Origin of the sequence: Paraburkholderia tropica (genome assembly GCF_014171495.1) — a bacterium.
Classification (GTDB): Bacteria; Pseudomonadota; Gammaproteobacteria; order Burkholderiales; family Burkholderiaceae; genus Paraburkholderia; species Paraburkholderia tropica.
Map to the genome: position 1 here is coordinate 836,864 of NZ_CP049137.1, position 25,141 is coordinate 862,004.

The window sequence follows — 25,141 nt, forward strand, 5'->3', positions numbered from 1 at the left end:
CGTATCCGGCAGTTTCTACCGGATGACCGCCTGCCTCGGTTTCAGACAGCATGCCGCCGCGTTGCCGCTTTCCTGGCGCGGCGAACGAAGCACCGGACGCGCTCAATTCGCGCTGGTCGGCAGAACGAGCTCGTATTCCTTGACGCGCTCGATGATCCCCGGCGGGAAACGGCGAATCCGCTTGTCGGTGCCGGCAAAGAGAATCTGCTGGTAGCCGAGCGAAACGGGCCGTCCGTCCACGCAAAAGCGGAACACGAGATAGGCCGAGCATTGGCGCACCTGGAAGGTGTTCATGTAGCAGTCGACGCGCTGAAACGGAAACGTCTCCTGCACATATTCCTGATGCGCGCGCTTCGTCACGAAGACGCCGCCCGCCGCGAGCAGATTGTTATGGATGCATTCGTGGAACCAGCGCTCGCGGCAAATGCCCTGCCACTCGAAATAGCGGGCGAAATACGTGTTCATGAAAGCATTCGAGTCCTTGAGATAAATATCGATGACGTGATGGAAAGTCTTGCTCGGCTTAGCCTCCATGATTTCGTCGGAAAATCCGTTGGCGCCACGGGAGAGCACTGCGGGGATCGATTCACGGGCATTCATGCGATTGACTCCAGATCGGAATGGCCGCTTGCGGCGGCCGCGCATGTCTTCGATGTTTGAAGACATGCCCCCAATTCTGTGCGCGTTCCCCGGCAGCCAATACCGCTGTGGCCACATACTCGAGGCGGCGCTCGAAGGTTTGGCTGGATTGGCGCGCAATGGCGATGCGCGCAAACGTTTTCTGCGCGATCGCGCATGGAGCCGGGGTTGTGGCGTCGGCGCAGCGGCGTGGCCTGGCTCTGGCCGAATGGTTGCCGAGTGCGCCCGCGAGGCCCCATAATCACCGGGCGGCGGCAAGGCGGTGCAGCTTGCCGTAATGCCGGAGCCCGCGCGAGGCTCCTGCCGCCATCGCATCTGTTCTTCGAGCACGAGACGTGAAAGCGCGGCGCATGACGGCGCGTTCACCGAGGCAAATACATGAGTTCCATCGTCAGACAGCCGGTTTTTTACCCCGTATCCGTGGTCTTTCTCGACGACAGCGCGGATTTCCTGCACGCGTTGCGCGGTCTCTTTCCGAACCTGCCCACGCATCATTTCTTCACCTCGCAGCAAGAGGCGCGTGCGTTTATCGAACAGCGCGGCGCGCGCGGCGTGGCCCATAGCCCGATGTCGGGCGAGGCGTGGTCGGAATTCGAAAAGAAAGGCGGCAATGCGCTCGGTCACGACGCGCTCGCCGACGCCTCGCGCTTCGAGGAAGTGGCGGCCATCGTCGTCGATTACGACATGCCGGGCCAGGACGGCCTCGAATTCCTCGACTCGGTGAAGGACGTGAACTGCACGCGCATCCTGCTGACCGGCACCGCCGACGAGTCGCATGCCGTGGACGCCTTCAACGCGGGCCTCATCCACTTCTACCTGAAGAAGTCCGACCCGGGCATGACGCGCAAGCTCGCGCACGCGCTCGCCAACGCGCAGCAGAAGCATTGCGCGGGGCGCGGACATATCGGCGTGCACGGCGTGGGCGCGATCTACGCCGACCGGCGCACCAACGACGCATTGCATGCGCTCGCGCAGCGCGAACGGCTCGTCGAATACTACTGGCGGCCCGAGCAGAACGCCGTGCTCACGTTCGACGCGTCGGGCAATCCGGGCGTCTTTCTCGCGTGGGACGCGCACGACTGGGACGCGCAATGCGACGTCGTGACCGACGAAGGCGGTCCGTCGGCGCTGCGCGAGGAAATGGAAGGGCGGCGCATCATGCCGGTGTTCTGGCCCAACGAGGCGTACCGTCCGGGCATGGCGCGCGTGGAGTTCGCCGAGCCGCAGCCGCTGCCGGGTTCGCCCGACGCGCACTATAGCTGGACGCGCATCGAAGGCGTGGAGCTCGCGCAGGAGTGCGTGACGTTCGCGCAATGGATGCGTTCGCGGCGCGAGGCATGAGGTATCGATCCGCTCGATGCGGACGATAAAAAAGGCGCACGCCGTGAAGCGTGCGCCTTTTTTTATGGGTGTTTTGCGTTGATCGCGTGAGCGATTCGTGAAGCGCTCACGCGAGACTTAAAAGGCTTAAAACGTTTCCCAGTCCTCATCGCTGCCCGCAGTCGCGGCGACGGGCGAGGGCGAGGAGGCAGGCGAAGCAGCCTTCGTTGCGCCGACGCTTTTCGCGCTCGCAGCGAGATTCGGACGCTTCAGCACTTCGTTCGATTTCGCGGTTTGCGGGGCTGGCGTGGCTTGCACGGATTTCGCGGATTTCCCGCCAACCGGCGCGCTGCGAACCGCTTGCGCACCGCGTGCCTGGCGTGCGGGCTGCGTTGGCGTTGTCGGCGCGCTCGCGTGCATCGCCGTCTGCGAGCCGATGCGGAACACCGCCACCACGTCGCGCAAACCGTTCGATTGCGCGGCCATCGACTGCGCCGCCGCCGACGCTTCTTCTACCAGCGCCGCGTTCTGCTGCGTGACTTCGTCCATCTGCGAAACGGCGCGGTTCACCTGCTCGATGCCCGTGTGCTGCTCCTCGGACGCCGCCGCGATCTCGCCCATCAGATCGGCCACGCGGCGCGCCTGCTGGACCACTTCGTCGATCGTCGAACCTGCTTCGTCGACGAGCTTCGAGCCTTCGACCACCTGCGCGACCGACTGCCCGATCAGTTCCTTGATTTCCTTCGCCGCGCCCGCGCTGCGTTGCGCGAGTGTGCGCACCTCGCCCGCGACCACCGCGAAACCGCGTCCCTGTTCGCCCGCGCGCGCCGCTTCCACGGCGGCGTTCAGCGCGAGAATGTTGGTCTGGAACGCGATGCCGTCGATCACGCCGATGATCTGCTCGACGCGCTTCGAGGTTTCCGAAATATCGTGCATGGTCTGCACCACGCGGCGCACCACGTCGCCGCCGCGCGCCGCCACGTCCGACGCGTTGACGGCGAGCGTGTTGCCCTGGCGCGCGTTGTCGGTGTTGTGCTTCACCGTGGTCGTGAGCTGCTCCATGCTCGCGGCGGTTTCCTGCAGCGAAGCGGCCTGCTCCTCGGTGCGCGAGGAAAGATCGAGATTGCCCGCGGCGATCTGCTGCGCGCCCGTGGTGATCGATTCCGCCGAAGTCTGAATGCGCTGCACCGTATCGACGAGCTGACGCTGCATCTGGCTCATCGCATGCAGCAGGCTGCGATCGTCGCCGCTCGCGACCTGCACGCGCGCCGTGAGATCGCCCGAGGCGATGCGCTCGCAAATGTCGGCCGCATAATCGGGCTCGCCGCCGAGGCTCGCGCGGATGCTGCGGATCAGCCAGAACATGCCGAGCGTGAGCGCCGCGCCGATCAGCATCACGAGCGCGAGATTGCGCAGCAGCGAGGCGAAGAAGGCATCGTCGATATCGTCCACGTAGACGCCCGTGAACACGTGCCAGTCCCAGTCGGGCACCACGTCCGCATAGGTGATCTTGCCGACCGGCTTGCTGTGGCCCGGCTTGGGCCAGACGTAGGTGCTGAAGTGATTGCCGCCCGCCGACGAACTCTTGACGATCTCCGCGGCGACCGGCGTGCCGTTCGGATCGGTCATGTTCGCCTGGCTCTTGCCTTCGAGTTCGGGCTTGGGCGGCACGAGCAGCGCGAGCACCGCGCTGTCGTAAATGCCGAAATAGCCGCTCTGGTCCGCGCCGTAGCGCATGCCGCGCAGCGCGGCGATGGCCTGGCGCTTGGCCTCGTCGACGGACAGATGGCCCGCCGCCGCTTCTTTCTGGAAGTAAGCGACCGTGCCGAGCGCGGTCTGCGTCTGCTGCGCGAGCGACGCCTTGCGGTCTTCGAGCATGCCGGTGCGCGTCATGATCGCGTTGACCACGACCAGCACGATGAGGGCGATCCACAACAGCGCGACGATGCTCCACGCCTTCTGTTTCAACGATAGTCGCTTCACGTTTTCTTGATTTCCCGTGCGGCTCCAGATGGAGCGGTCTCCGTTCCGTGGCGGGCCGGCGCGATCGCGTGCGTCGCCGGCGCCAGGTGCATGGCGGGAAGGCGATGCATGGCCGCCTTCCCGACCTGTTTATCGGCGCGCCGGATGGGAACTGAAGGCGCGCGATGCGCCGCGCATGACATTTCGCAAATCGTTTGCGATCTTCCGGATCGGCGCCATTTTTAGGGACGAAACGTTTGCCGTGCCGAATTCGGCGGCGCATTCAGGCAGCCGCTTCGATCGCCTCGATCAGCGCTTTCAACACGCTTTCGATCGCCGACGACAGGCGCCGCTCGCGCATGGTCGTGATGCAGAGGCTGCGCTGGCTCAGCTCGGGTTCGTCGATGGGGCGCGCGACCAGCGCGAGATCGTCGCTCAGATGCTGGAGGCCCGCGAGCGAGAGGCGGCTGCCGAGCGTGATGGCGTTCGCGAGCGCGGCGAATGCATGCAGCGCGCTCGAATTGTTGCTCGTGAGGATCGGCGCGAGCTGGACGCCCTGGCGCGCGCAGCATTCGTCGAGCAGCTGACGCGCGGTGTTGCCGCGTTCGAGCAGCGCGACCGGATAGTCGCGCAGATCGGCGAGCGTGAGCGACGCGCGTTGCGCGAGCGGATGCGCCGGATTGAGCAGCGCGCAGACGCTCGCGCGCGCGGTGTATTCCACGTGCACTTTCGCCGGATCGCCGCCCGAAAACGCGAGGCCGAGATCGACTTCGCCCGCCGCGACCCAGTGCTCGACCTGAGCGGGCGTGCCGGCGCGCAACATGAACTGTACGTGCGGCACGGCCGCGTGATGGCGCGCGAGCACGCTCGGCAGGAACGAGCGCGTGAAGCCCTCGGTGCAGCCGACGCGCACGATGCCGCGTCCGAGCGCCTTGGCGGCGGCGATTTCGGCGAGCACGGCGTCGCCTTCGAGCAGCGCGCGGCGCGCATGCGCGGCGAGGCGCTCGCCGGACTCCGTGAGCACCATGCCGCGCGGCATGCGCTCGAACAGCGGCGTGCCGACGTCCTCTTCGAGCTTGCCGATCTGGCGGCTGATGGCCGAGACGGCGACGTGCAGCGTCTGCGAGGCGGCGGCGAGCGAGCCGGTGCGCGCGACCTCGACGAAATAGCGCAGGGCGATGCCGTGCAGCATGACGAACTCTCCGGGATGCGATCGATGTGTGCGTTGCCTTTTCGGCAATGCTATCCGCAAAATTTGAAATTGTTGCGAATTTTTGACGTTCCTAGACTGCTTTCATTCCGCATCCGCGAAACGCTTTGATCGACGCTCGATCGACATGAAAGGAGACTCCGTGAACGCTCACCTCAACGCTCACGTCAAGGCCGATGAAACGTCGGGGCAACGCCAGCAGGCCATCGACGCCGCGCTGCGCCACTTCGATTCCGGCGACTTCCTGCGCGACCTCGAACGCCGCGTGGCGTTTCGCACCGAAAGCCAGAATCCCGCTCAGGCCGATGCGCTGCGCGCCTATCTGAGCGACGAGATCGCGCCCGCGCTCGCGCAACTGGGCTTCACGAGCCGCCTCGCGGCGAACCCGGTGAACGCGCGCGCGCCGTTTCTGATCGCCGAACGCATCGAAAACCCCGCGCTGCCGACCGTGCTGACCTATGGCCACGGCGACGTGGTGCGCGGCTACGACGACCAGTGGCGCGCGGGCCTCGCGCCGTGGCGCGTGAGCGTGGAGGGCGACCGCTGGTACGGACGCGGCTGCGCCGACAACAAGGGCCAGCATTCGGTCAACTTCGCGGCGCTGGCGGCGGTGCTGGCCGCGCGCGAGGGCAAGCTCGGCTACAACGTGAAGGTGATCTTCGAAACCGGCGAGGAAATCGGCTCGCCGGGCCTCGACGCAGTCTGCGCCGCCGAACGCGACGCGCTGGCCGCCGACGTCTTCATCGCGTCCGATGGTCCGCGTGTGAGCGCGCAGCGCCCGACGATCTTCCTCGGCTCGCGCGGCGGCGTCACGTTCGAGCTTCTGATCGATCTGCGCGAGGGCGCGCATCACTCGGGCAACTGGGGCGGTGCGCTGCGCAATCCGGCCATCGTGCTCTCGCATGCGATTGCCAGCCTCGTCGACCGGCACGGCGCGATTGCCGTCGAAGGGCTGCGTCCGCCGCCTGTGCCCGCAAGCGTGCGCGCGGCGCTCGCCGACATCGAACTGGGCGGCGACGACAACGCGCCTGCCATTGACGCCGATTGGGGCGAACCGGGCCTCACGCCCACCGAACGCGTGATCGCCTGGAACACGCTCGAAGTGCTCGCGTTCAAGGCCGGCAATCCCGATGCGCCCGTTAACGCGATTCCGCCGCGCGCGCAGGCGACCTGCCAGTTGCGCTTCGTCGTGGGCACCGATTACCGGCGCGTGGGCGAGCATCTGGAGGCGCATTTCGCGCGGCTCGGCTTTCCGGAAGTGCACGTGCGCGTGATGCAGACGGCGGCCGCCACGCGTCTCGATCCGGACGACGCGTGGGTGCATTGGGCGCTCGATTCGCTGCGCGCGAGCACCGGCAAGAAGCCCGCGCTGCTGCCGAACCTCGGCGGCACGGTGCCGAACGATGTGTTCGCCGAAACGCTCGGCCTGCCCACGCTGTGGGTGCCGCATTCGTATCCCGCGTGCGCGCAGCACGCGCCGAACGAGCATCTGCTCGGCAGCGTCGCGCGCGAGTCGCTCGCCGTGATGGCGGGACTCTGGTTCGACCTCGGCGCGGATGCGCAGCGGCTCGCGGCGCGTTCCGCGAGCGCTGCGGATCACGCCGCCCGCTAGCCGTCATCGTCACTTTTTGCCTGCGCCGCGCGCGCCCAACATCATGTCCACGAAACGCACGCCCAGTCTCATGCAGCTCGTCGTCGCCACCTCGGTCGGCAACGCGCTCGAATGGTTCGACATCGCCATCTACGGCTTTTTCGCGGTCTTTATCGGCAAGCACTTCTTTCCGGCCGCGAACGAGACCGCCTCGCTGTTGCTGACTTTCGGCGCGTTCGGTGCCTCGTATCTCGTGCGCCCGCTCGGCGGCATGGTGCTGGGCGCATACGCCGACAAACGCGGCCGCAAGGCGGCGCTGATGCTCTCCGTGAGTCTCATGATGCTCGGCACGGCGATCATCGCGCTGGTGCCCGACTACGCGTCGATCGGCGTGGCCGCGCCGTTGCTCGTGCTGGCGGCGCGCCTCGTGCAGGGCTTCTCGGCGGGCGGCGAATTCGGCGCGTCGACGGCGCTGCTGATCGAACATGCGCCGCATCGGCGCGGCTTTATCGCGAGCTGGCAGTTCGCGACGCAAGGGCTCGCGACCTTGCTGGCGGCGTCGTTCGGCTACGGCCTCGCGAAGACGATGGCGCCCGCCGATCTCGCCGCGTGGGGCTGGCGTCTGCCGTTCTTCTTCGGCTTGCTGATCGGCCCCGTGGGGCTGTATCTGCGACGCTTTCTTCAGGACGCCGAGGACTTCACGCAGGCCGAGCACAGCACATCGCCCGTGCGCGCCGTGCTCGCGCAGCAAAAACGTCTCGTGCTGACCGCGATTGGATTGCTGACCGTGTCGACGGCGGTGAACTATCTGCTGCAATACGTGCCCACGTTCGCGATCCGCGAGCTGCATCTGCCGGCGACCACGGGCTTTGCGGCGACCATGCTGGGCGGCGTGATCCTCACGGTGGTCACGCCGTTCGCGGGCCACGTCTCCGATCGCATCGGCCGACGCCGCCAGATGACGTGGATCGCGCTCCTGTTCGCCGTGAGCGCGTACCCCGGTTTCGTGTGGGCCACATCCAGCGGCAGTGCGTTCGCGCTCTATGTGCTGATCGCCTGGCTCGCGCTGCTCAAGTCGATCTACTTCGGCGCCTTGCCCGCGCTGATGGCCGAAATCTTCCCGGCCGCCACGCGCGCGACCGGCATGGCGATCGGCTACAACGTGGGCGTGACGGTGTTCGGCGGCTTCACGCCCGCCATCGTCACCTGGCTGCTGGGCGCGACCGGCGACAAGAGCGCGCCGGGCTACTACCTGATCCTCACGGCGATCATCAGTCTCGGGGCGCTCGCGTGGGTGAGCCGCGTGCCGATGGAGCCGCTGCCGCGCCGCGCGGCGGCGTGATGAGCGTGCGTTGCACGCAGCGTGGTTCGTGCACGATGCACGCGCCGAACGCGGACTTCACGCTGTCACCGCCGATGTGTTAGGTTGTCCGACGATGCGCGCGACGGCGCGGGCCAGCGCCCGTGCCGCGCGGCGAGAGGACAGGGCATGCAGACAACCGAACTCACCGACTGGAATCAGTTCATGGCGCTCACCACGCAACTCGACGGGTGGGCGTTTCGCGGGCAACAGAATGCCCAATGGCGGCTGGAAAGCTCGCTGTCACGCTATATGCGCGACTATGTGGGCGACCACGACGAATGGCGCTCGCGCGAGGAACGCGCGATTCGCGTGTTTCGCCGCAAGGCGCATAACTTTCTCGCCCATCCGGCGATTCTCGAAGACGACCTGCGCTGCCTCGCGCTGATGCAGCATCACGGCGCGCCCACGCGTCTGCTCGACTTCACCAAGAGCCCGTTCGTGGCCGCGTTCTTCGCGCTCGAACGCGCGACCGGCGACGCGGCCGTCTACGCGCTCAACACGCCCGCGCTCTGGAACAATCGCGCGCGTCCGAAAACCGATCCCGTCCTCACGCGCGACGTGATCGATCCGCGCGTGCCCGGTCATTTCGAGCGCTATTTCTTCTGCAATACGAATGAAATTCTCTGGTCCGGCGAGCCGACCGAAATGGACGACCGGCTGGTGGCGCAGTCGGGCACGTTCGTGGTGCCGGGTGTGATCGACAAGCCGTTGCAGGCGATTCTCGATGGCTACGAGAGCAACGAAGAACTGCTGCATCAGATCGTGCTGCCCGCGCGCATCCGCATGGACGCCATGAAGTGGCTCTACCGGATGAATATCACCAACGCCTCGCTGTTTCCCGGCCTCGACGGGCTGGCGCGCTCGATTGGCGTGGAGCTGGAGATTGTCTGGTCGGGGATGAGTCAGGCGCAATAAAGCGTCGCTCACGCCGGACACACCAGCCCCACTCCCGGCTCCAGCAGATTGCGCAGCGTCTGCAGCGAGACCGGCCGCGAGAACCAGAAACCCTGCGCTTCGTCGCAGCCGAGTTCGCGCAGCCGCTGCGCCTGTTCGGCGGTCTCGATGCCTTCGGCGGTCACGCTCAGTTCGAGCGCGTGGCCCATCGAGATGATCGCGCCCACCAGCGCGTCGCTGCGCGCGTCGGCGCCCATCTTCGCGATGAACGAGCGGTCGATCTTGAGGCGGTTCAGCGGCAGACTCGCGAGCCACGCGAGACTCGAATAACCGGTGCCGAAATCGTCGACGGCCACTTCGATACCAAGCGCGCGCAACGCATGCAGCGTGCGCACGGTGCGTTCGGTGTCGGTCAGCAAGAGACTCTCGGTGATTTCGATTTCAAGCTGCTCGGGCGCGATGGCGGCCTTTTCCAGCGCGCGTTCGATCTGTTCGAGCAGGCGCGGATTGGCGAACTGCTGCGGCGACACATTCACGCCCACCTTCGTGGCGGTGCGCGCGAGGCGCTGCAACTGGCCGGTCTCGCGGCAGGCCGTATCCATGACCCACGCGCCGATCGAGTCGATCAGCCCGGCCTGTTCGGCCACGGGAATGAATTCGGCGGGGCTCACGAGGCCATGCACCGGATGCCGCCAGCGCAGCAAGGCTTCGGATTGCAGAATATGTCCGGTCTTCAGGCAGACGCGCGGCTGATAATGCAGAAAGAATTCGCGGGCGTCGATGGCGCGCCGCAGCGCCTGTTCGAGTTCGAGCTGACGCGTGGCGCGCGTTTCCTGCGCGCGCACGAAGCGGCATAGCTGGCCGCGTCCGGCGCGCCGCGCTTCCGACACGGCCACGCCCGCACGGCGCACGAGCGTGGCGGCATCCGCGCCATCGGCGGGAAAGCGCGCCGCGCCCACGCTCATGGTCGCGCCGCGCGTGGGCTGTGCGCCGTCCGTGCGCGCGAACGCGTCGATCAGCTGCTGCGCGAGCGGGCTCGCATCGTCGCCGTGACCGGGCAGCGCGATCGCGAACTGGTCGCCGCCAATCGAGCCGACCACGCTCTCGCTGCACTCGGCCTGCACGAGCCGCCGCAGGCGTTCGCCCGCGTATTCGAGTACGAGATCGACGCCGTCGGGACCGAGCGTTTCGCGCGTTTTCTGCAGATCGTCGATCTCGACCACGAGCACGGTGAGCGCCGTGTCCGCGCGCCGGCAGCGCGCGAGCGAGAGATCGAGCCGTTCGAGAAACAGATCGCGATTGGGCAGGCGCGTGGCGCGGTCGTGATACGAGACGTACCAGAGCCGCGCCTCGGCCTGCGAGTGACGCGTGGTGTCGACGGCAATGCCGATGTAGTGCGCGTCGAGCGCGCCCGGCAGCGGTGCGAGCGCGAGCGAGACCGGCACGCGCGTGCCGTTGCGCTTGACGTAGGCCCATTCGCCCTGGAATCGCTCGATGCCGTGCGCGCCCTGCGCGCCCTGCGCGCCGTTGGCGTCGTTGAGCGGTCCGGCGCGGCGCACGAGTTCGGCGGGATCGTGCAGGGCGATGAATTTGCGCTGGCCGATCAGGTCCTGCGCGCGATAACCGGTGAGCTGTTCGTACGCGGGATTCACGCGTGCGAAGACGCCATCGGCGCGGCACAGAAACGCGCCGAAGGGCGCGGCAAGAAAGGCCGTTTCGTAGACGGTGGGCGTGCTCATCGAAGTCGCGTGGTCGGTGCCCGCGCGCGCCGCAATCCGTGACTGCGCCGCGCGCCGTGCTTGTGGTTATGCGCTTCATTCAAGCAGGAGCCATGCCACGGCGCGGCGGCATCCGATGCGCGCGCAACGGCCCGATTACGTTCCCGCGCGCGTGGGGGTTACGTAACGCGGCGCGCGTGTCGCGTGACGGCGTTACGTAACATCGGTAACGTCGGTAACGTCGGGCGAGCGTGTCGCGTGCGGGCGTGTGTGCGCGTGTGTGCGCGTGTGTTACGACGCCTCGGGAACCGGCAGATTCAGACCGGGCGCGAGCCGCGTGGCCTTGAACTCCGTGACCGCGTAGGTGGCGAGTTCCTGCTGCGCGAACGGATCGGCGGCGAGGATCGTGTCGAGACGCGCGCGATCCATATTCGACGCGACGATCACGCCGCCGTCGCGCGGCAGCTTCGGCCCGGCGGCGATGAAGTTGCCGGCGGCGAACTGCGCGTCGAGATAGACGCGGTGCGCGGGCAGGGCGTCGTCGATGCGTTCGTGCGAGACGCAATAAGTGAGGGTGACGATGTACATGATGATTTCGTGACAGTGAAGGACAGCGGTTCAGGCGGCGCGCGCGTGACCGGCGAGACCTCGCAGCGCCGCGTACTGCAGCAGCATGATGGTCTTCCCATCCACGATCTCGCCGCGCTCGATCATCGCCAGCGCCTCGCCGAGCGGCAGTTCGAGCACGTCGAGATCCTCGCCTTCCTCCGCGATCCCGCCGCCCTCGCCGGTGCGCAGCGACGCGTCGTATTCGCCGAGATAGAAGTAGAGCTTCTCCGTGACCGAGCCGGGGCTCATGAACGCCTCGAACACCTTGCGCAGATTGCGCACGCGATAGCCGGTTTCCTCCTCGACTTCGGCGCGGATGCGCGCCTCGGGCGAGGCGTTGTCGAGCAGGCCGGCGGCCGTTTCGATCAGCATGCCGTCGTGGCCGTTGACGAACGCGGGCATGCGGAACTGGCGCGTGAGCACGACGTTGCCGGTCGCGGGATCGTGCAGCAGGATGGTCGCGCCGTTGCCGCGGTCGTAGGTTTCGCGGCTCTGGCGCTGCCAGGTGCCGTCGCGGCGCTGGTAGTCGAATGTGACTTTCTTCAGCACGTACCAGTTGTCGGACAGCACGGTGGTATCGACGATGCGGATGCGGTCGCGGGTGGCGGTCATGGGCGTCTCCTGAGGCGGTTTTCCGGCATTTTGGGGGCGCGGCTCGGCGTGCGGGCAGCACGAATCCGGCGCGATCTGCTTCGCATGGTAACGTGCAGACTCGTGCAAATTCAAGAAAATTCGTGCAAATGTGCGGATCGACGCGACGCGCTTATCGCCCCCGATTCGCGCGGCCGCCGGCAGCACCCGCTTTCACACGCCCCTTCGCCGCAGCCGTCTCCGTCGTGCCCGTCACCTCGTCGTGCTGCGCGCGCACGATCTCGATCAGCCGCCGCGCGGCGGGCGACAGATAGTCGTCGTTGCGATGCACGACGCCGAACTCGCGCGTCATCGTCGTGACCGGATTCGGCAGTTCGACGAGCGCGGGCGTGAAGCGGCCCGCCTCCAGATTGCGCCGCGAAATAAAGCTCAGCAGGCCGGTTTCGGCGATCAGGCGCGGCACCGCCGCGATCGAACTCGTCATCACGGCGGCGCGCGGCGCGGGCAGGCCGTGGGCCGCGAACACCGCTTCGAGCCACTGCCGCGTGGCGACCGATTGCGCGGGCAGCACCCAGCCGCACGCCGACATCGCTTCGAGCGTCGCCCGCTTGCCCGCGAGCGGATGCGTGGCGCTGGCGGCGACCACCACGTCGTCGGCGAGGATGGGGATCTGCACGAGTGCGTCGTCGTGGCGGCCGAGCGGGCCGATCACCACGTCGAGCTGGCGCTTGCGCAAGGCGTCCTGCAGCACGTCGTTCATGCCGATCTGCAGTTCCACCACCACGGCGGGCGCTTCTTCGTGCAGCACGCGGCACGCCGTCGGCATGATGAATTCGGCGATGGTGGCCGCCGCGCCCACCTTCACCAGCCCCGAGAGCCCCGCGCCGAGCGTCGCGATTTCGCGCTGCGTCTCGTCGAGCGTGCGTTCGACGAGACGCACGCGCTCCTGTAGCAGCCGCCCGGCGTCGGTCAGGCGGATGCCGCGTCCGCTGCGCTCGAACAGCGCCGCGCCGTAGTTCTGTTCGAGCCGGTCGATGCACTTGGACAGCGCGGGCTGGGTGACGTGCAGCGCCTCGGCGGCGCGCCCCAGATGGCCGAGTTCGGCCACTTTCGCGAAATACATCAGGTCGCGGACCTGCAGATTCATGACCATGGCGACTGCCTTCCGGCGCGTGCGCCGCGAGGGAAATTCATAGCTGACAGGAATGGGAAGATGAAAAATCGAAAATAGACATTATGAGTCGAGGTGTCAACAATGACGACAGGAAGCAGGCGGCCACCGACCAGGCGCCCGCCTTCGAGATCATCAAGGAGACACCCGATGTCGTATCGCATTCTCGTCACCGCGCCGCGTCTGGCGCCCGCGGGGCAGCGCGTGCTGGCCGCCGCCCAGTGCGAGACCGTCTATATCGACGACGCCCAGGACGCCGCGCAGGTCGCGCGCATTCTCGCCACGCAACCCATCGACGCGGTCATCTCGCGCACGGTCGAGCTGAGCGGCGCGGCCATCGCCGCCTGCCCGACGCTGCGCGTGATCTGCAAGCACGGCGTGGGCGTGACCAATATCGACGTCGACGCCGCCACGCAGCGCGGCATTCCCGTTTTCACGACGCCCGGCACGAACACGCATTCGGTCGCGGAACTCGCGATCGGCCTGATGCTGGCCGCGGCGCGCAAGCTCAACTTCTTCGACAGCGAACTGCGCGCGGGCCGCTGGACCCGCACGGGCGACGGCCGTCAACTGCATGGCCGCACGCTCGGTCTCGTCGGTTACGGGCAGATCGGCAAGCGCGTCGCGGCGATCGCGCATGCGCTCGGCCTGCACGTGCGCGCCTTCGATCCGGTCGCGAAGCAGGCCGACGCGCAGCCGTTCGTCACGCTCGAAACGTCGCTCGACGCGCTGCTCGCGCAGGCCGACGTGCTGAGCCTGCATTGCCCCGTCAACGCGCACACGCGCAATCTGCTCGACGCCGCGGCGATCGCGCGTCTGCCCGATGGCGCGATCGTCGTCAACACGGCGCGCGGCGAACTGATCGACGAAGCGGCGCTCGTGGCCGCGCTGCGCAGCGGCAAGCTGGCGGCGGCGGGCCTCGACACCTTCCGCCACGAACCGCTGCCCGCCGACGATCCGCTCGCCGCGCTGCCCAACGTCGTGCTCACGCCGCACGTGGGCGGCTCGACGCCCGACGCGCTCGACGCCGTGGCCGTGTCCGCCGCCGAAACCTGCCTGCGTTTTCTGCGCGGCGAGGCGGTCGATGCCGCCGCCTGCGTGAACGGCGCCGTGCTTCAGAATCCTCACTCAGATCTCAAGGTCATCGCATGAACTCCCTTCAGGACCGGGCCGGCTGGCCCGCAGGTTTCTTCGTCGGCCAGCGCACTTCGCTGCCCAGCGCCGCGCAGATCGAAGCGTTCCGCAGCGTGCCGGTCGCGCACGCGGGCGACTGCATGGGCCGCAGCACGGGCGCTTACGGCCTGAGCGCCTATCACCATTCGGTCACGCTGACGATGTGCGGCCCGGCCATCACGGTGCGCGTGCGTCCCGGCGACAACATGATGATCCACAAGGCGATCGAGCTGGCGCAGCCGGGCGACGTGATCGTCGTCGATGGCGGCGGCGATCTGACCCAGGCGCTGATCGGCGGACTGATGCGCACCTCGGCGCTCACGAAGAAGATCGGCGGCTTCGTGATCGACGGCGCGATCCGCGATCTCGCCGAATGGGCCGAAGGCGGCATGCCGGTCTACGCGCGCGGCCACACGTTCCGTGGCCCGAGCAAGGAAGGCCCGGGCGAGGTGAACGTGCCGATCGCGTGCGCGGGCATGGTCGTGAATCCCGGCGACCTGATTCTCGGCGACGCGGACGGCGTGATCGCCGTGCCGGTCGACCGGCTCGACGCGCTGCTGCCGCTGGTGCGCGCCCACGCGGACAAGGAAGACACGATCCGCGCGACCAACGCGGCGGGCAGCGCGGACCCGGAACGCTTCAACGCGCTGCTGCGCAAGAAGGGCTGTCCGGTTTAAACGACGATCGGTCGAACGCAGCGACACCAAAAAACAAGACAGGAGACAAGGCCATGCAATCGAGCACCCCCGTCGCCGGCGCGCGTGACGTTCATGACGCGCGCACGGCGGCCGATGTGCCGCGTGCCTCGGAGGGCGCGCACGAAGTCCCTCGCGCGTATGCCGCGCCCGAGGCCCACGCGCGCCAGATCTCGGCGCGTCTCGACCGGCTGCCGCCCAGCGCGCCCGTGTGGCTTCTGATCGGCGCGCTCGCGCTTGGCGGCTGGTTCGAGATCTACGACATGTTCCTCACGGCCTATATCGGCCCGGGACTCGTCAAGGCCGGCATCTTCACGAAGACGACGGCCTCGCTGTTCGATCTCGGCGGTCTCGGCGCGTTCGTCGCCGCGCTGTTTCTCGGGCTCTTTATCGGCACGATCGGCGTGGCCTTTATCGCGGACCGGCTCGGCCGCCGCCGCGTGTTCGTCGGCGCGCTGCTCTGCTACACGTTCGCCGCCGTGATGATGTCGCTGCAGGACGCGCCCGGCTGGATCGTGTTCTGGCGCGTGATCGCGGGCATCGGCGTGGGCGCGGAACTCGTGACCATCGACGCCTACGTCTCCGAGTTCGTGCCCGCGCGTCTGCGCGGCCGCGCTTTCGCCTTCGTGCAGGCGATCCAGTACACGTCGATTCCCACCATCGCGTTTCTGTCGTGGCAACTCGTGCCGATCGCGCCGTTCGGTCAGGACGGCTGGCGCTGGGTCGTGTGGATCGGCTGCTCGGGCGCGGTGTTCGTCTGGCTGATTCGCCTGGGTCTGCCGGAAAGCCCGCGCTGGCTGATCCAGCACGGCCGCGTGGCCGAGGCCGAAGCGATCGTCGCGCGGCTGGAAAAGCGCATCGAGCGCGCGACGGGCAAGCCGCTGCCGGTGGCCCGCGTCGAGCCTGTCCAGAACGTTGCGCACGCAACCGTATCGGCGGAGAACGACAGCCCGTGGAACGCGCGCTATCGTCGCCGCACGATCATGCTGCTGGTGTTCAACTTCTTCCAGTCGATCGGCTATTACGGTTTCGCGAGCTGGGTGCCGACGCTGCTCGCCGAAAAAGGCGTGACGCTCACGCACAGCCTCTGGTATTCGTTTCTGATCGCCATCGCGAGTCCGCTCGGGCCGCTGCTGTCGATGCTGATCGCCGACCGCGTCGAACGCAAATGGCTGATCGTGGGCGCGTCGGCCGCGATGGCCGTGCTCGGCATCGTCTTCGCGCAGCAGCGCGAGCCGATGCTGCTCGTCGCGATGGGCCTGCTGATGACGCTGGCGGGCAACTGCATGACGTTCTCGTACCGCACCTACCAGGCCGAGCTGTTCCCGACGCGCATGCGGGCGCGCGCCATCGGCCTCGTCTATTCGGCGAGCCGCATCAGCGCGATGCTCTCGGGCTTCCTGATCGGCTTCTTCCTGCGTCACCTGGGCGTGCCCGGCGTGTTCGCGCTGATCGCCGGATCGATGTTCGTGGTGATGCTCACGATCGGCCTGTTCGGCCCGCGCTCGCGCGGCCTGAGCCTCGAACAGATCTCTGGTTAATCTCGCCTTGCCTGAGGGCACCGCATGTTCTATCTCGATGAACCGCCGCGCGTCGTGCCGACGCGCGTGTTTTCCACGATGCCGGCGCGCTTTCGCCAGACCGGCGTAAGCTCGGCCTGGGCCAACGCCAACAAGGCGGGGCAGAGCGTCGACAGCTTCCTCGAAGGTCCGGCGTTCGACGCGCAAGGGCGGCTTTATGTCGTCGATATTCCGTTCGGCCGCATCTTTCGCATTGAAGGTGGCGAGGGCGGCGGTGAACGCGACTGGACGCTCGTCGCGCAATACGAAGGCGAGCCGAACGGCCTCAAGTTCCATCCGGACGGCCGCATTCTGATCGCCGATTACCGCAACGGCGTCATGCAGCTCGATCCGCAAAGCGGACGCGTCGAGCCGCTGCTGACCTCGCGTAACGGCGAGTCGTTCAAAGGCTGCAACGACCTCGCGATCGCCGCGAACGGCGACATCTATTTCACCGATCAGGGACAGACGGGGCTCCAGGATCCCACGGGCCGCGTCTACCGTCTGCGCGCCGACGGCCGCCTCGACTGCCTGCTCTCGAACGGCGTGAGCCCGAACGGACTCGTGCTCGATCCGTCGGGCCGCGTGCTGTACGTGGCGATGACGCGCGACAACGCCGTCTGGCGCGTGCCGCTGCTCGACAATGGCGGCACCGCGAAAGTCGGGCGCTTCTGCTCGCTGTTCGGCACGAGCGGCCCCGACGGTCTGGCGATGGACGAAGCGGGCAACCTCTACGTCGCGCACGCGTCGCTCGGCCATGTGTTCGTGTTCGCGCCGAACGGCGCGTGCATCGCGCGCGTGAAATCGTGCGCGGGCGAGACGGTGACCAATCTCGCCTTCGGCGGCCACGAACGCAGGCAGATCTTCATCACCGAATCGAAGAGCGGCAATGTGCTGGTCGCCGACGCGATCGCGCCCGGCATCGCCTTGCCGCGCGTGGCCTGATCCGCAGCGAGGAGCGCGCCATGACCGCCGCCTTCAGCCTGAGCGACTATCCGCTCGCCAACCATTCCGCACCGCGCACGGGCACGTCGTCGCCGATTCCGCGCCGTCTCGCGCGCGTGCTCTCGCTCGCCGACTTCGAGGTCGCGGCGCGTCGCCATCTGCCGCGCCCGATCTTCGCCTACGTGAGCGGCGGCTGCGAAACCGACCGCTCGCTGCGCGAGAACCGCGCCGCGTTCGAGGCGTACGACTGGGTGCCGCGCGTGCTTGTCGACACCTCGCAGCGCACGCTCGACACGACGCTGTTCGGCCACAGCTATGCCGCGCCGTTCGGCATCGCGCCGATGGGGATCAGCGCGCTCTCGGCGTATCGCGGCGATCTGATCCAGGCGCAGGCGAGCGCGCTCGCGAACCTGCCGATGATCATGAGCGGGTCGTCGCTGATCCGCATGGAGGAGATCGCGCAGGCGAATCCGCAGGCGTGGTTCCAGATGTACGTGCCGGGCGAGCCGAAGACGATCGCGGCGCTCGTGGACCGCGTCGCGCAAGCGGGCTTTCGCACGCTGGTGCTGACCGCCGACGTGCCCGTGTCGGGCAATCGCGAGAACAATCTGCGCGCGGGATTCTCGACGCCGCTGCGTCCCGGCCCGCGTCTCGCGTGGGATGGGCTGACGCATCCGCGCTGGCTGTTCGGCACCGCGCTGCGCACGCTCTGGCGTCACGGCATGCCGCACTTCGAGAACTCGCGCACCACGCGCGGCGCGCCGATTCTCTCGTCGAACGTGCTGCGCGACTTCGGCGCGCGCGACCATCTGAGCTGGGAGCATTTGCGGATGATCCGGCAGCGCTGGCGCGGCACGCTGGTGCTCAAGGGCATTCTCGATCCGGACGACGCGCGCCGCGCCCGCGAACTCGGCGTGGACGGGCTGATCGTGTCGAATCACGGCGGACGTCAACTCGACGGTTCGATCGCGCCGCTGCGCGCGTTGCCGCGCGTGGTGGCGGCCGTCGACGCGGATTGTCCGGTGATGATCGATAGCGGCTTCCGACGCGGCGGCGACGTGCTGATGGCGCTGGCACTCGGCGCACGTGCCGTGTTGATCGGCCGTCCGTTCAATTACGCCGGCGCGGTGGCGGGGCAGGCGGGGCTGCTGCACGCGTTCGCGATCGTCGCGGCGGAAATGCGCCGCAATATGGCGCTGCTCGGCGTGACGCGTGCCGACGAAGTCGATGCGAGCCGCTTGCGGCGGCGCGGCGAGTGAGGCGTTGCTGACGCGCGCGGCGCTCAGGTGAGGTTCAGGCCGCCGTCCGAGAGCAGAATCTCGCCCGTCAAATAATCCGAGGCGACGAGCAGCGACACCGCCTGCGCGATGTCCTCGGGGCTGGCGGCGCGGCGCATCGGCGAGCGTTCTCGCCAGAGTGCTTGCGCCTGCGTCCACTGCGCGGTGAGCGGGGTATCGACGAGACCGGGCGCGACGGCGTTCACACGCACATCCGGCGCGAGCGTGAGCGCGAGCAGACGCGTGACGTGGTTCAGCGACGCCTTGCTCGCGGCATAGGGAATCGACGCGCCCTTGGGGCGCACGCCCGCATGCGAACTCACGTTGACGACGCAACCGGCCTTGCCGCGCGCGGCGGCTTCGCGCAGCATCGGCAGCGCTTCGGTGACGAGCCGGAACGGCGCGACCACGTTCACCTCGTTCAATTCCTGCCAGACCTCCGGCGTGGCCGCGGCGAGATCGTCGTGCGGGATCACGCGGCTGATGCCCGCGTTGTTGACCAGCACGTCGAGGCGGCCCCAAACCGCAGCGGCTTCGCGGATGAGGCAGGTTCGATCGGCGTCGTTGGCGAGATCGGCTTGCACGTAGGCCGCGTTGCCGAGTTCGCGGGCCATCGCCTCGCCCGTTTCCGCCGAGCTGCGGGAATGCAGGATGACTGAATAACCGTCGGCGTGAAGGCGGCGCGCAATGGCCGCGCCGATGCCGGAGGTCGAGCCCGTGACGAGGGCGACGGGTTGCGGGGTTTTCATCGGGAATGCTCTGGACAAGGCCGGTCGATTCGTATCAGCGGACGATTGTCGGTGATTCGGCGGGTGGTGTCACGCGATGCACACGCACACTCGAATGCGCACGGGCGAGCCGCCGCTCGCCCGCTTTCAGACGGCTTCCAGTCTTATTGCAGATTGCACACCTTGCGCGACACGAGTGCGCGATCGTACGCCGCGAACCATCCGGTCGTCTCGCGCGTGAACAGCGCGGTCAGGAAGAGCGCGATCACCATGAGTCCGGCGATGAAATACAGCGCCGTGTTATAGCCGCTCGCGTTGCCGAGACCGCCCCCGCGTTGATGAGCGCGCCGATCACGAACGGACCGAAGCCGCCGAGATAGATGCCCACGTTGATGATCGACCCTGCGATGCCGGTCGTGCCCGGTTTGGTCGAATCGAATGCAATCGCGTATACGAGCGTATAAGGCGCATTCAGCGCGAAGCCCGCGAATAGCTGAATCGCGACGAGCGTGCCGAGACTCACCGACGAATACTTGAACAGCAGCATGCCGACCGTCAGCCAGACAAACAGGATCATGAGGCACAGCTTGCGGCCGAGCCGGTCCGAAATCCATCCCCAGACGATCTGGCCGATGCCGCCCGTGATCGTGAACAGCACGCTATACGCGGCCGCTTCCGCGAAGTTGTAGTGTGCGACGAACGCGAGATATTGCGGCAGCCAGAAGCTGATCCCGAAGTAACCGACGATCGCGAGCAGCGAGATCAGACCGATCACCGAGATGTTCGGATTGCGCATCGCGACGCCGAACGAACCGGGAGGCGCGCCCGCGCCGTGTTCGAGATCGGGCGACAGCGGCGGCGTTTCGCCGATGCTCTGGACGTGCGCGTGGAACTGGTCGTAGCGCTTCGCGTTGCAATAGATCCAGTACCACGCGAACACGACGATCATCGGAATCGGAAACAGCAGGAACGCGAGACGCCAGTTCTGCGGACCATACACGCTGAGCAGTCCGCTGATGGCGAAACCGCCGAGCAGCGAGCCCCACGGAAAGCCGGTGTGGTGAATGCCGAGTGCGAGGCCGCGGCGTTCCTTCGACCACCATTCGGCGAGCGACGTGACTTCGATCGATTCACCCGCGCCGCCAAATGCATGCGAGAGCACCTGCATCGCGATGAGCACGCCGATCGAGGCGGTCAGGACGGTCACGCCGGAGAGGCAGGTGAACAACGTATAGCCGATGACGATCGGCAGATGCCGGTACTTGCGTCGCCAGCCGTGGCCGCCTTTGTCGGCCCATATCATCGTCGGGATGGCGATCAGCGCCGTCGACATGGTGATGATCGTCGCGTAGAGACCGATGGTCTGCGCGCTCGTGCCGAATTCCTTGGTGATCGACGGCAGCACCGCGAACAGCATGCTGCGCGAATTCGCATCCATCGCGTAGACCAGCCATAGCAGCAGCAAGGCCATCCATGATTGCGGCGCGACCGCGCGCCGTTTTGCGGGTGAGGCGACGCGCGCCGGCGCCAGCCCCTTATCTGCCGTTTCCATACCCAACCTCCTGAATGATCTCTGACGAATCGTGAATTCGCGTGTTGTTTGAATGTTATGAAGCGCTTCAAATTTGGCGGCGGCTAACGCGGCGGATGGGCTCGGTTATGCGTCGATATGAAGCGCTTCAATTGTGATCCTGGAAAAATGCAATTGGTATAGAGGGTTTTCCCTGTGCGTTGGAAATGGCGCGTAATTGATGGGTATTTCTTGACATCTCGAACCGGATGCGCAATTCTGAAAGCGCTTCAAATTTATCCGATGAGTAGCCGTGATGACGAATCGGGGTCGCCCACGCGGCGCAGCGTCAGACGAATTTATAGCGTTTCATAACCGATCGGGCGGCAAGACGGATGCCGACCCCGGCAACTTATTCCCTGGAGGAGCGTCACATGGCGCAAGCAGAGACGACGCAAGGCCGCGCGTATGCGGTCAACGGCACGGAGCTTTGGGTGGAAGACACGGGCGAGCAGGATTTGCCGGTGATTCTCTGTCTGCATTCGTGCTTTCTCGACAACTCGATGTTCGACGGTCTGGTCGAAGCGGCGGCGGGCAAATTCCGTGTGGTTCGACCGGATTTTCGCGGGCAGGGCAAGAGCCGGTATCACGATGTCGACATCATCACGATGGACGAGTGCGCGGACGATATCGCCGCGCTGATCGACCGGATGGCGCTGCGCGACATCAACGTCATGGCGCAGTCGATGGGCGGCGACGTCGCATTCCGCCTCATCGCGCGCGACCAGGCGCTGTTTCGTTCGCTGATCGTCGCGGGTTCGTCCGCGTGCGGCGAGCCGCCGGGGCAGGGTGCGCAATTCGCACAGTGGGTGGTCGACGCGGGCGAGCGCGGATTCACCGGCGATGTGCTCGAACTGACGATGGTCGTGATGTTCGGCAAGACCACGCGCGCGAATCCCGACAAGCAGGCGCTCGTGGGCTTCTGGCGCGAACGCATTGCCGCGCTGCCGAAGACGTTGCGCCCGGCGATGAAGGGCGTCATGCATCGCGAGACTTCGGTGCCGCTGCTGGCGTCGATCCGCATTCCGGTGCTGATCATCAATGGCGAAGAAGACATGCCGCGTCCGCCCGCCTGGTCGGACGAGATGAAGCGCGAGTTGCCGAATTCGCGCCTGATGCGTCTCGCGAAGATCGGCCACAGCCCGACGCTCGAAGCGCCGGACGTGGTGCTGCCCGCGATCGTCGACTTCTTCACGACGCCGCGCGTCTGAAGGCGCGGGTCGGCGCGGTGCAGCGCCGTCGTTCGCAGCGCGCTCGCGATGCTCGTGCGCGGGCCGCACGGCCGACGGCGAGGCGGCAGCCGATTCAGGCCGTCATCACGCCGCCGATTTTTCGTTGCAAATATGAAGCGCTTCAAATAAACTTCATCGAGTTCTTTTCGCATCATGCGGATTGGGTTAGGTTAAATATGAAGCGCTTCATATTCACTCTCTTGCGATTTACCCGTTAATTCTGGAGTCTTTATGTCGTCACTACTCGAACGCCGGCCCGACGAGCAGGCCATTCCGTATGCGCTGCCGCAGGTTCCGTTCATGTCGCCGGACCTCGTGCACCTTGGCGTGCTCGATCAGTGGTTGAAGGACGACGCGCTGTGGGTGCCCACCACGGCGACGGTCTCGTTCAAGCCGCTGCTGTTCAGCGCGAGCCAGGGCTATTACGTGAATCTGCTGCGCGTGCGGCAATCGGGGGTGTTGTCGCGGCACCGGCATACCGGCCCGGTTCACGCGATCGTGCTGAAGGGGCGCTGGTACTACCTCGAACACGACTGGATCGCGGAGCAGGGTTCGTACGCGCACGAGCCGGCCGGCGAGACGCACACGCTGTACGTGCCGGAAGGTGTCGACGAGATGATCACGTGGTTCCACGTGACGGGCGGCTACACCTACGTGGACCCGCAGGGCGTGGCCGTGGGTTACGAGGATGTGTTCACGAAGATCGAGGCCGCGACGCGCCACTACGAAGCGTCGGGCCTCGGCGCCGACTATGTGAAGCAGTTCATCCGCTGATCGGCCGGCCTCGGCGCGGGTTCAGGCCTTTCGCGCCGCGCGCTTGCGTGACGGCGCCGGACGCGCCGGTGCCTTCCCGAGGCTTTCGCGCAGCACGATTTCGCAGGCAACGGTAGCCGGATCGTCGAATTTGCGCTGCTCGGCCATGCCGACGATACGGCGCGCCGCGAGTACGCCGATTTCCTTGGTGGGCACGCGGATGGTGGTGAGCGGCGGATTCATGAGCGCGGCGAGTTCGATGTCGTCCATGCCGGTGATCGAGAGATCTTCCGGCACACGCAGGCCGAGCACGCCGCATTCGTACATCGCGCCGATGGCTTGCAGGTCGGCATGGCAGATGAGCGCCGTGGGCCGCTGCGCCATGGCGGCGAGGCGGCGCACCGCGTCGCGGCCGCCTTCGAGCGAGAACGGTTCCTCGATCACGCAGTCTTCCGTGAGTTCGAAGCCCGCCTCGCGCATGGCGTCGGCCGTTCCGGCCACGCGTTGCACCGCGCGCGGATTGTTCGCGCGCGTGCCGCACACCACGGCGATGCGCTCGTGGCCGCGCGCGAGCACTTCGCGCGTCATGTCGTAAGTGGCTTGCCGGTTGTCGAAACCGATGCACTCGCCGTAACGCGATTCGCCGATCTGCCAGGTCAGCACGAGCGGGATGCGGCGCTGGCGCATGAGGTCGAACACGCGGTCTTCATGCGAGGTGCCGACCAGCACGACGCCGTCGACGCCGCGTTCGACCACCGCGCGCACCACGTCGTATTCGCGCTCCGGCTTGTATTCGTGGATCGCGAGCACGACCTGGTAATTGAGGCCCCAGAGCGTTTGCTGAAGCGTTTGCAGCGAGTCGACGAACGCCGGGTTGTACATCGTGGGATAGATCGCGCCGATCGTGTGCGTCTTGCGCGACGCGAGCGCGCGCGCCGCGCCGTTGCTCACATAGCCGAGCTGCTCGACCGCGCGCTTCACCAGGGCGAGCGTCTTGGGCTTGACCTGGTCGGGGACGGAGAGCGCACGCGACGCACTTCCCAGCGACACGCCGGCAAGTTTCGCGACGTCTTCGAGGGTCGGGCGGGGCGGATCGGATTTCGTCATGGAGTTCGGCGGCGCCAGCAAGGAAACAGTCGTTCACTATTGTGCCTTACGGGTAAACGTTCGTGTTGACAAACCTCAAACCGGACTCAATAATTGAAGCGCTTCAAATATGGATTGATCGAGCAATGTGCGAATAATCGCGCAGGAGAAACGAGGCGATTCAATTCATACGAACAAAAAATGAAGCGATTCATATTCGACATGGAACACATGCCGCGTGGGCCGCGAAGCCGGCGCGGCCGGACGAATGGAGGAGACGCATGAGACATCAGGATCGCGTGGTGCTGGTCACGGGCGCGCTGGGCGGCATCGGTTCGGCGATCGTCGAGCGCTATCTGGCGGAAGGCGCGCGCGTCGGGATCGTCGATCTCGACGCGGCGGCGGGCCGCGACCGGGCCGCCGGATGGACGCGTGCCGGCGGCCGCGTGCATTTCGCCGCCGCCGACGTCGGCCGCTACGACGACTGCGCGCGCGCACTGGCCGAAGTGTCCGCCGAACTCGGCGACGTCGACACGCTGGTGCTCAACGCCGGCATTTCGCCGAAGCACAACGGCGCGCCCAGACGCATCTACGAAATGAGCGAAACGGAATGGGCGCGCGTCGTCGACGTGAACCTGAACAGCGCATTTCATTTCAGCCGCGTCGCGTCGCCCGCGATGGTCGCGCGCGGATTTGGACGCATCGTGACCATGTCGTCGGTGGCGGGCCGGGCGTACCTCGATATCGTCGGCGCGCATTACAGCGCCACCAAGGGCGCGCTGATCGCCTTGACGCGTCATCTTGCGGGCGAGCTCGGGCCGCACGGCATCACCGTGAACGCGCTCGCACCGGGGCGCATCGACACGCCGCTGCTGCGCACGGTGTCCGGCGACGCGAATGCGGCGGTGGTCGAGGCGACGCCGTTGCGCCGCCTCGGCACGCCCGACGAGGTGGCGTCGGTGAGCGCGTTTCTGACCTCGGCGGACGCGAGCTTCGTCACCGGCCAGGTGATCGACGTCGCGGGCGGCTGGTTGATGACCTGATGGCCTGTCCTG

At 66.7% G+C, this 25,141-nt stretch carries 22 protein-coding genes; 12 read left to right on the forward strand and 10 right to left on the reverse strand.

Features of this window, described 5'->3' with window-relative positions; genetic code table 11:
- Nucleotides 1-102: 102 nt before the first annotated feature.
- On the reverse strand, nt 103-600 hold the full coding sequence (locus G5S35_RS34185; protein WP_065063843.1) for an acyl-CoA thioesterase: 498 nt from the start codon (nt 598-600) through the stop codon (nt 103-105).
- 417 nt (nt 601-1,017) lie between these two features.
- Between G5S35_RS34185 and G5S35_RS34190 the strand changes: the two genes are divergently transcribed.
- Nucleotides 1,018-1,980, forward strand: coding sequence for a response regulator (locus G5S35_RS34190; protein WP_183040066.1), 963 nt, complete (start codon nt 1,018-1,020; stop codon nt 1,978-1,980).
- Between the two features lie 126 nt (nt 1,981-2,106).
- Here the strand turns inward: G5S35_RS34190 and G5S35_RS34195 are convergent, their stop codons facing one another.
- Together G5S35_RS34195 and G5S35_RS34200 are read right to left on the reverse strand one after the other, a co-directional pair.
- The gene (locus G5S35_RS34195) at nt 2,107-3,942 is read right to left on the reverse strand and encodes a methyl-accepting chemotaxis protein (protein ID WP_234775132.1); all 1,836 of its coding nucleotides are present in this window, start codon (nt 3,940-3,942) and stop codon (nt 2,107-2,109) included.
- Nucleotides 3,943-4,204: 262 nt separating this feature from the next.
- Entirely contained in the window at nt 4,205-5,113 is a 909-nt protein-coding gene (locus tag G5S35_RS34200; protein WP_074983261.1) for a LysR family transcriptional regulator, read from the reverse strand.
- Nucleotides 5,114-5,273: 160 nt separating this feature from the next.
- Between G5S35_RS34200 and G5S35_RS34205 the strand changes: the two genes are divergently transcribed.
- The 3 genes from G5S35_RS34205 (at nt 5,274) to G5S35_RS34215 (ending at nt 9,000) form a co-directional block, all read left to right on the forward strand.
- Entirely contained in the window at nt 5,274-6,743 is a 1,470-nt protein-coding gene (locus G5S35_RS34205; protein ID WP_237181799.1) for a M20 family metallopeptidase, read from the forward strand.
- 43 nt (nt 6,744-6,786) lie between these two features.
- On the forward strand, nt 6,787-8,064 hold the full coding sequence (locus G5S35_RS34210) for an MFS transporter (protein WP_183040068.1): 1,278 nt from the start codon (nt 6,787-6,789) through the stop codon (nt 8,062-8,064).
- 147 nt (nt 8,065-8,211) lie between these two features.
- Complete coding sequence (locus G5S35_RS34215; protein ID WP_065064190.1) at nt 8,212-9,000, forward strand: FRG domain-containing protein; 789 nt, start codon at nt 8,212-8,214, stop codon at nt 8,998-9,000.
- Nucleotides 9,001-9,008: 8 nt separating this feature from the next.
- Here G5S35_RS34215 and G5S35_RS34220 read toward each other — a convergent pair whose 3' ends face one another.
- The 4 genes from G5S35_RS34220 to G5S35_RS34235 all read right to left on the reverse strand — a co-directional run bounded on the left by G5S35_RS34220 (nt 9,009) and on the right by G5S35_RS34235 (nt 13,044).
- On the reverse strand, nt 9,009-10,718 hold the full coding sequence (locus tag G5S35_RS34220) for a putative bifunctional diguanylate cyclase/phosphodiesterase (RefSeq protein WP_183040069.1): 1,710 nt from the start codon (nt 10,716-10,718) through the stop codon (nt 9,009-9,011).
- Nucleotides 10,719-10,988: 270 nt separating this feature from the next.
- Nucleotides 10,989-11,285: a YciI family protein gene (locus tag G5S35_RS34225; protein ID WP_065063853.1), complete on the reverse strand. Its 297-nt coding sequence runs from the start codon at nt 11,283-11,285 to the stop codon at nt 10,989-10,991.
- Between the two features lie 30 nt (nt 11,286-11,315).
- A complete protein-coding gene (locus tag G5S35_RS34230; RefSeq protein WP_176081370.1) occupies nt 11,316-11,918 on the reverse strand; it encodes an NUDIX domain-containing protein in 603 nt (200 codons plus the stop codon).
- A 151-nt stretch (nt 11,919-12,069) separates the two neighbouring features.
- Nucleotides 12,070-13,044 carry a LysR family transcriptional regulator gene (locus tag G5S35_RS34235; RefSeq protein WP_181440970.1) on the reverse strand — a complete coding sequence of 325 codons (975 nt, stop codon included), beginning with the start codon at nt 13,042-13,044 and terminating at the stop codon, nt 12,070-12,072.
- A gap of 174 nt (nt 13,045-13,218) precedes the next feature.
- Between G5S35_RS34235 and G5S35_RS34240 the strand changes: the two genes are divergently transcribed.
- From G5S35_RS34240 to G5S35_RS34260, 5 genes are read left to right on the forward strand one after another with little or no spacing between them, the layout of a single operon-like run.
- Nucleotides 13,219-14,220, forward strand: coding sequence for a hydroxyacid dehydrogenase (locus tag G5S35_RS34240; protein WP_183040070.1), 1,002 nt, complete (start codon nt 13,219-13,221; stop codon nt 14,218-14,220).
- Entirely contained in the window at nt 14,217-14,918 is a 702-nt protein-coding gene (locus G5S35_RS34245) for an RraA family protein (RefSeq protein WP_074983252.1), read from the forward strand. Before G5S35_RS34240 ends, G5S35_RS34245 begins: the two co-directional genes overlap by 4 nt.
- A 53-nt stretch (nt 14,919-14,971) precedes the next feature.
- Entirely contained in the window at nt 14,972-16,477 is a 1,506-nt protein-coding gene (locus G5S35_RS34250; RefSeq protein ID WP_080180247.1) for an MFS transporter, read from the forward strand.
- Between the two features lie 24 nt (nt 16,478-16,501).
- Complete coding sequence (locus tag G5S35_RS34255; protein ID WP_074983250.1) at nt 16,502-17,440, forward strand: SMP-30/gluconolactonase/LRE family protein; 939 nt, start codon at nt 16,502-16,504, stop codon at nt 17,438-17,440.
- A gap of 20 nt (nt 17,441-17,460) precedes the next feature.
- Nucleotides 17,461-18,699: an alpha-hydroxy acid oxidase gene (locus G5S35_RS34260; protein ID WP_183040071.1), complete on the forward strand. Its 1,239-nt coding sequence runs from the start codon at nt 17,461-17,463 to the stop codon at nt 18,697-18,699.
- Between the two features lie 23 nt (nt 18,700-18,722).
- Here G5S35_RS34260 and G5S35_RS34265 read toward each other — a convergent pair whose 3' ends face one another.
- Complete coding sequence (locus G5S35_RS34265; protein ID WP_183040072.1) at nt 18,723-19,466, reverse strand: SDR family NAD(P)-dependent oxidoreductase; 744 nt, start codon at nt 19,464-19,466, stop codon at nt 18,723-18,725.
- A 244-nt stretch (nt 19,467-19,710) separates the two neighbouring features.
- Nucleotides 19,711-20,997 carry an MFS transporter gene (locus tag G5S35_RS34270; protein ID WP_202035031.1) on the reverse strand — a complete coding sequence of 429 codons (1,287 nt, stop codon included), beginning with the start codon at nt 20,995-20,997 and terminating at the stop codon, nt 19,711-19,713.
- Between the two features lie 392 nt (nt 20,998-21,389).
- On the opposite strand from G5S35_RS34270, the gene G5S35_RS34275 reads away from it, so the two are divergent.
- Together G5S35_RS34275 and G5S35_RS34280 are read left to right on the forward strand one after the other, a co-directional pair.
- Complete coding sequence (locus tag G5S35_RS34275) at nt 21,390-22,226, forward strand: alpha/beta fold hydrolase (protein ID WP_183040073.1); 837 nt, start codon at nt 21,390-21,392, stop codon at nt 22,224-22,226.
- Nucleotides 22,227-22,478: 252 nt separating this feature from the next.
- Nucleotides 22,479-23,021: a 2,4'-dihydroxyacetophenone dioxygenase family protein gene (locus tag G5S35_RS34280; RefSeq protein WP_183040074.1), complete on the forward strand. Its 543-nt coding sequence runs from the start codon at nt 22,479-22,481 to the stop codon at nt 23,019-23,021.
- A 21-nt stretch (nt 23,022-23,042) separates the two neighbouring features.
- On the opposite strand, the gene G5S35_RS34285 is transcribed toward G5S35_RS34280, so the two are convergent.
- Nucleotides 23,043-24,107 (reverse strand): LacI family DNA-binding transcriptional regulator, encoded by a 1,065-nt coding sequence (locus G5S35_RS34285; protein WP_183040075.1) that lies wholly within the window; start codon nt 24,105-24,107, stop codon nt 23,043-23,045.
- A 260-nt stretch (nt 24,108-24,367) separates the two neighbouring features.
- Between G5S35_RS34285 and G5S35_RS34290 the strand changes: the two genes are divergently transcribed.
- Nucleotides 24,368-25,129, forward strand: a complete 762-nt coding sequence (locus G5S35_RS34290; RefSeq protein WP_065063873.1) for an SDR family oxidoreductase — start codon at nt 24,368-24,370, stop codon at nt 25,127-25,129.
- Nucleotides 25,130-25,141: the final 12 nt, after the last annotated feature.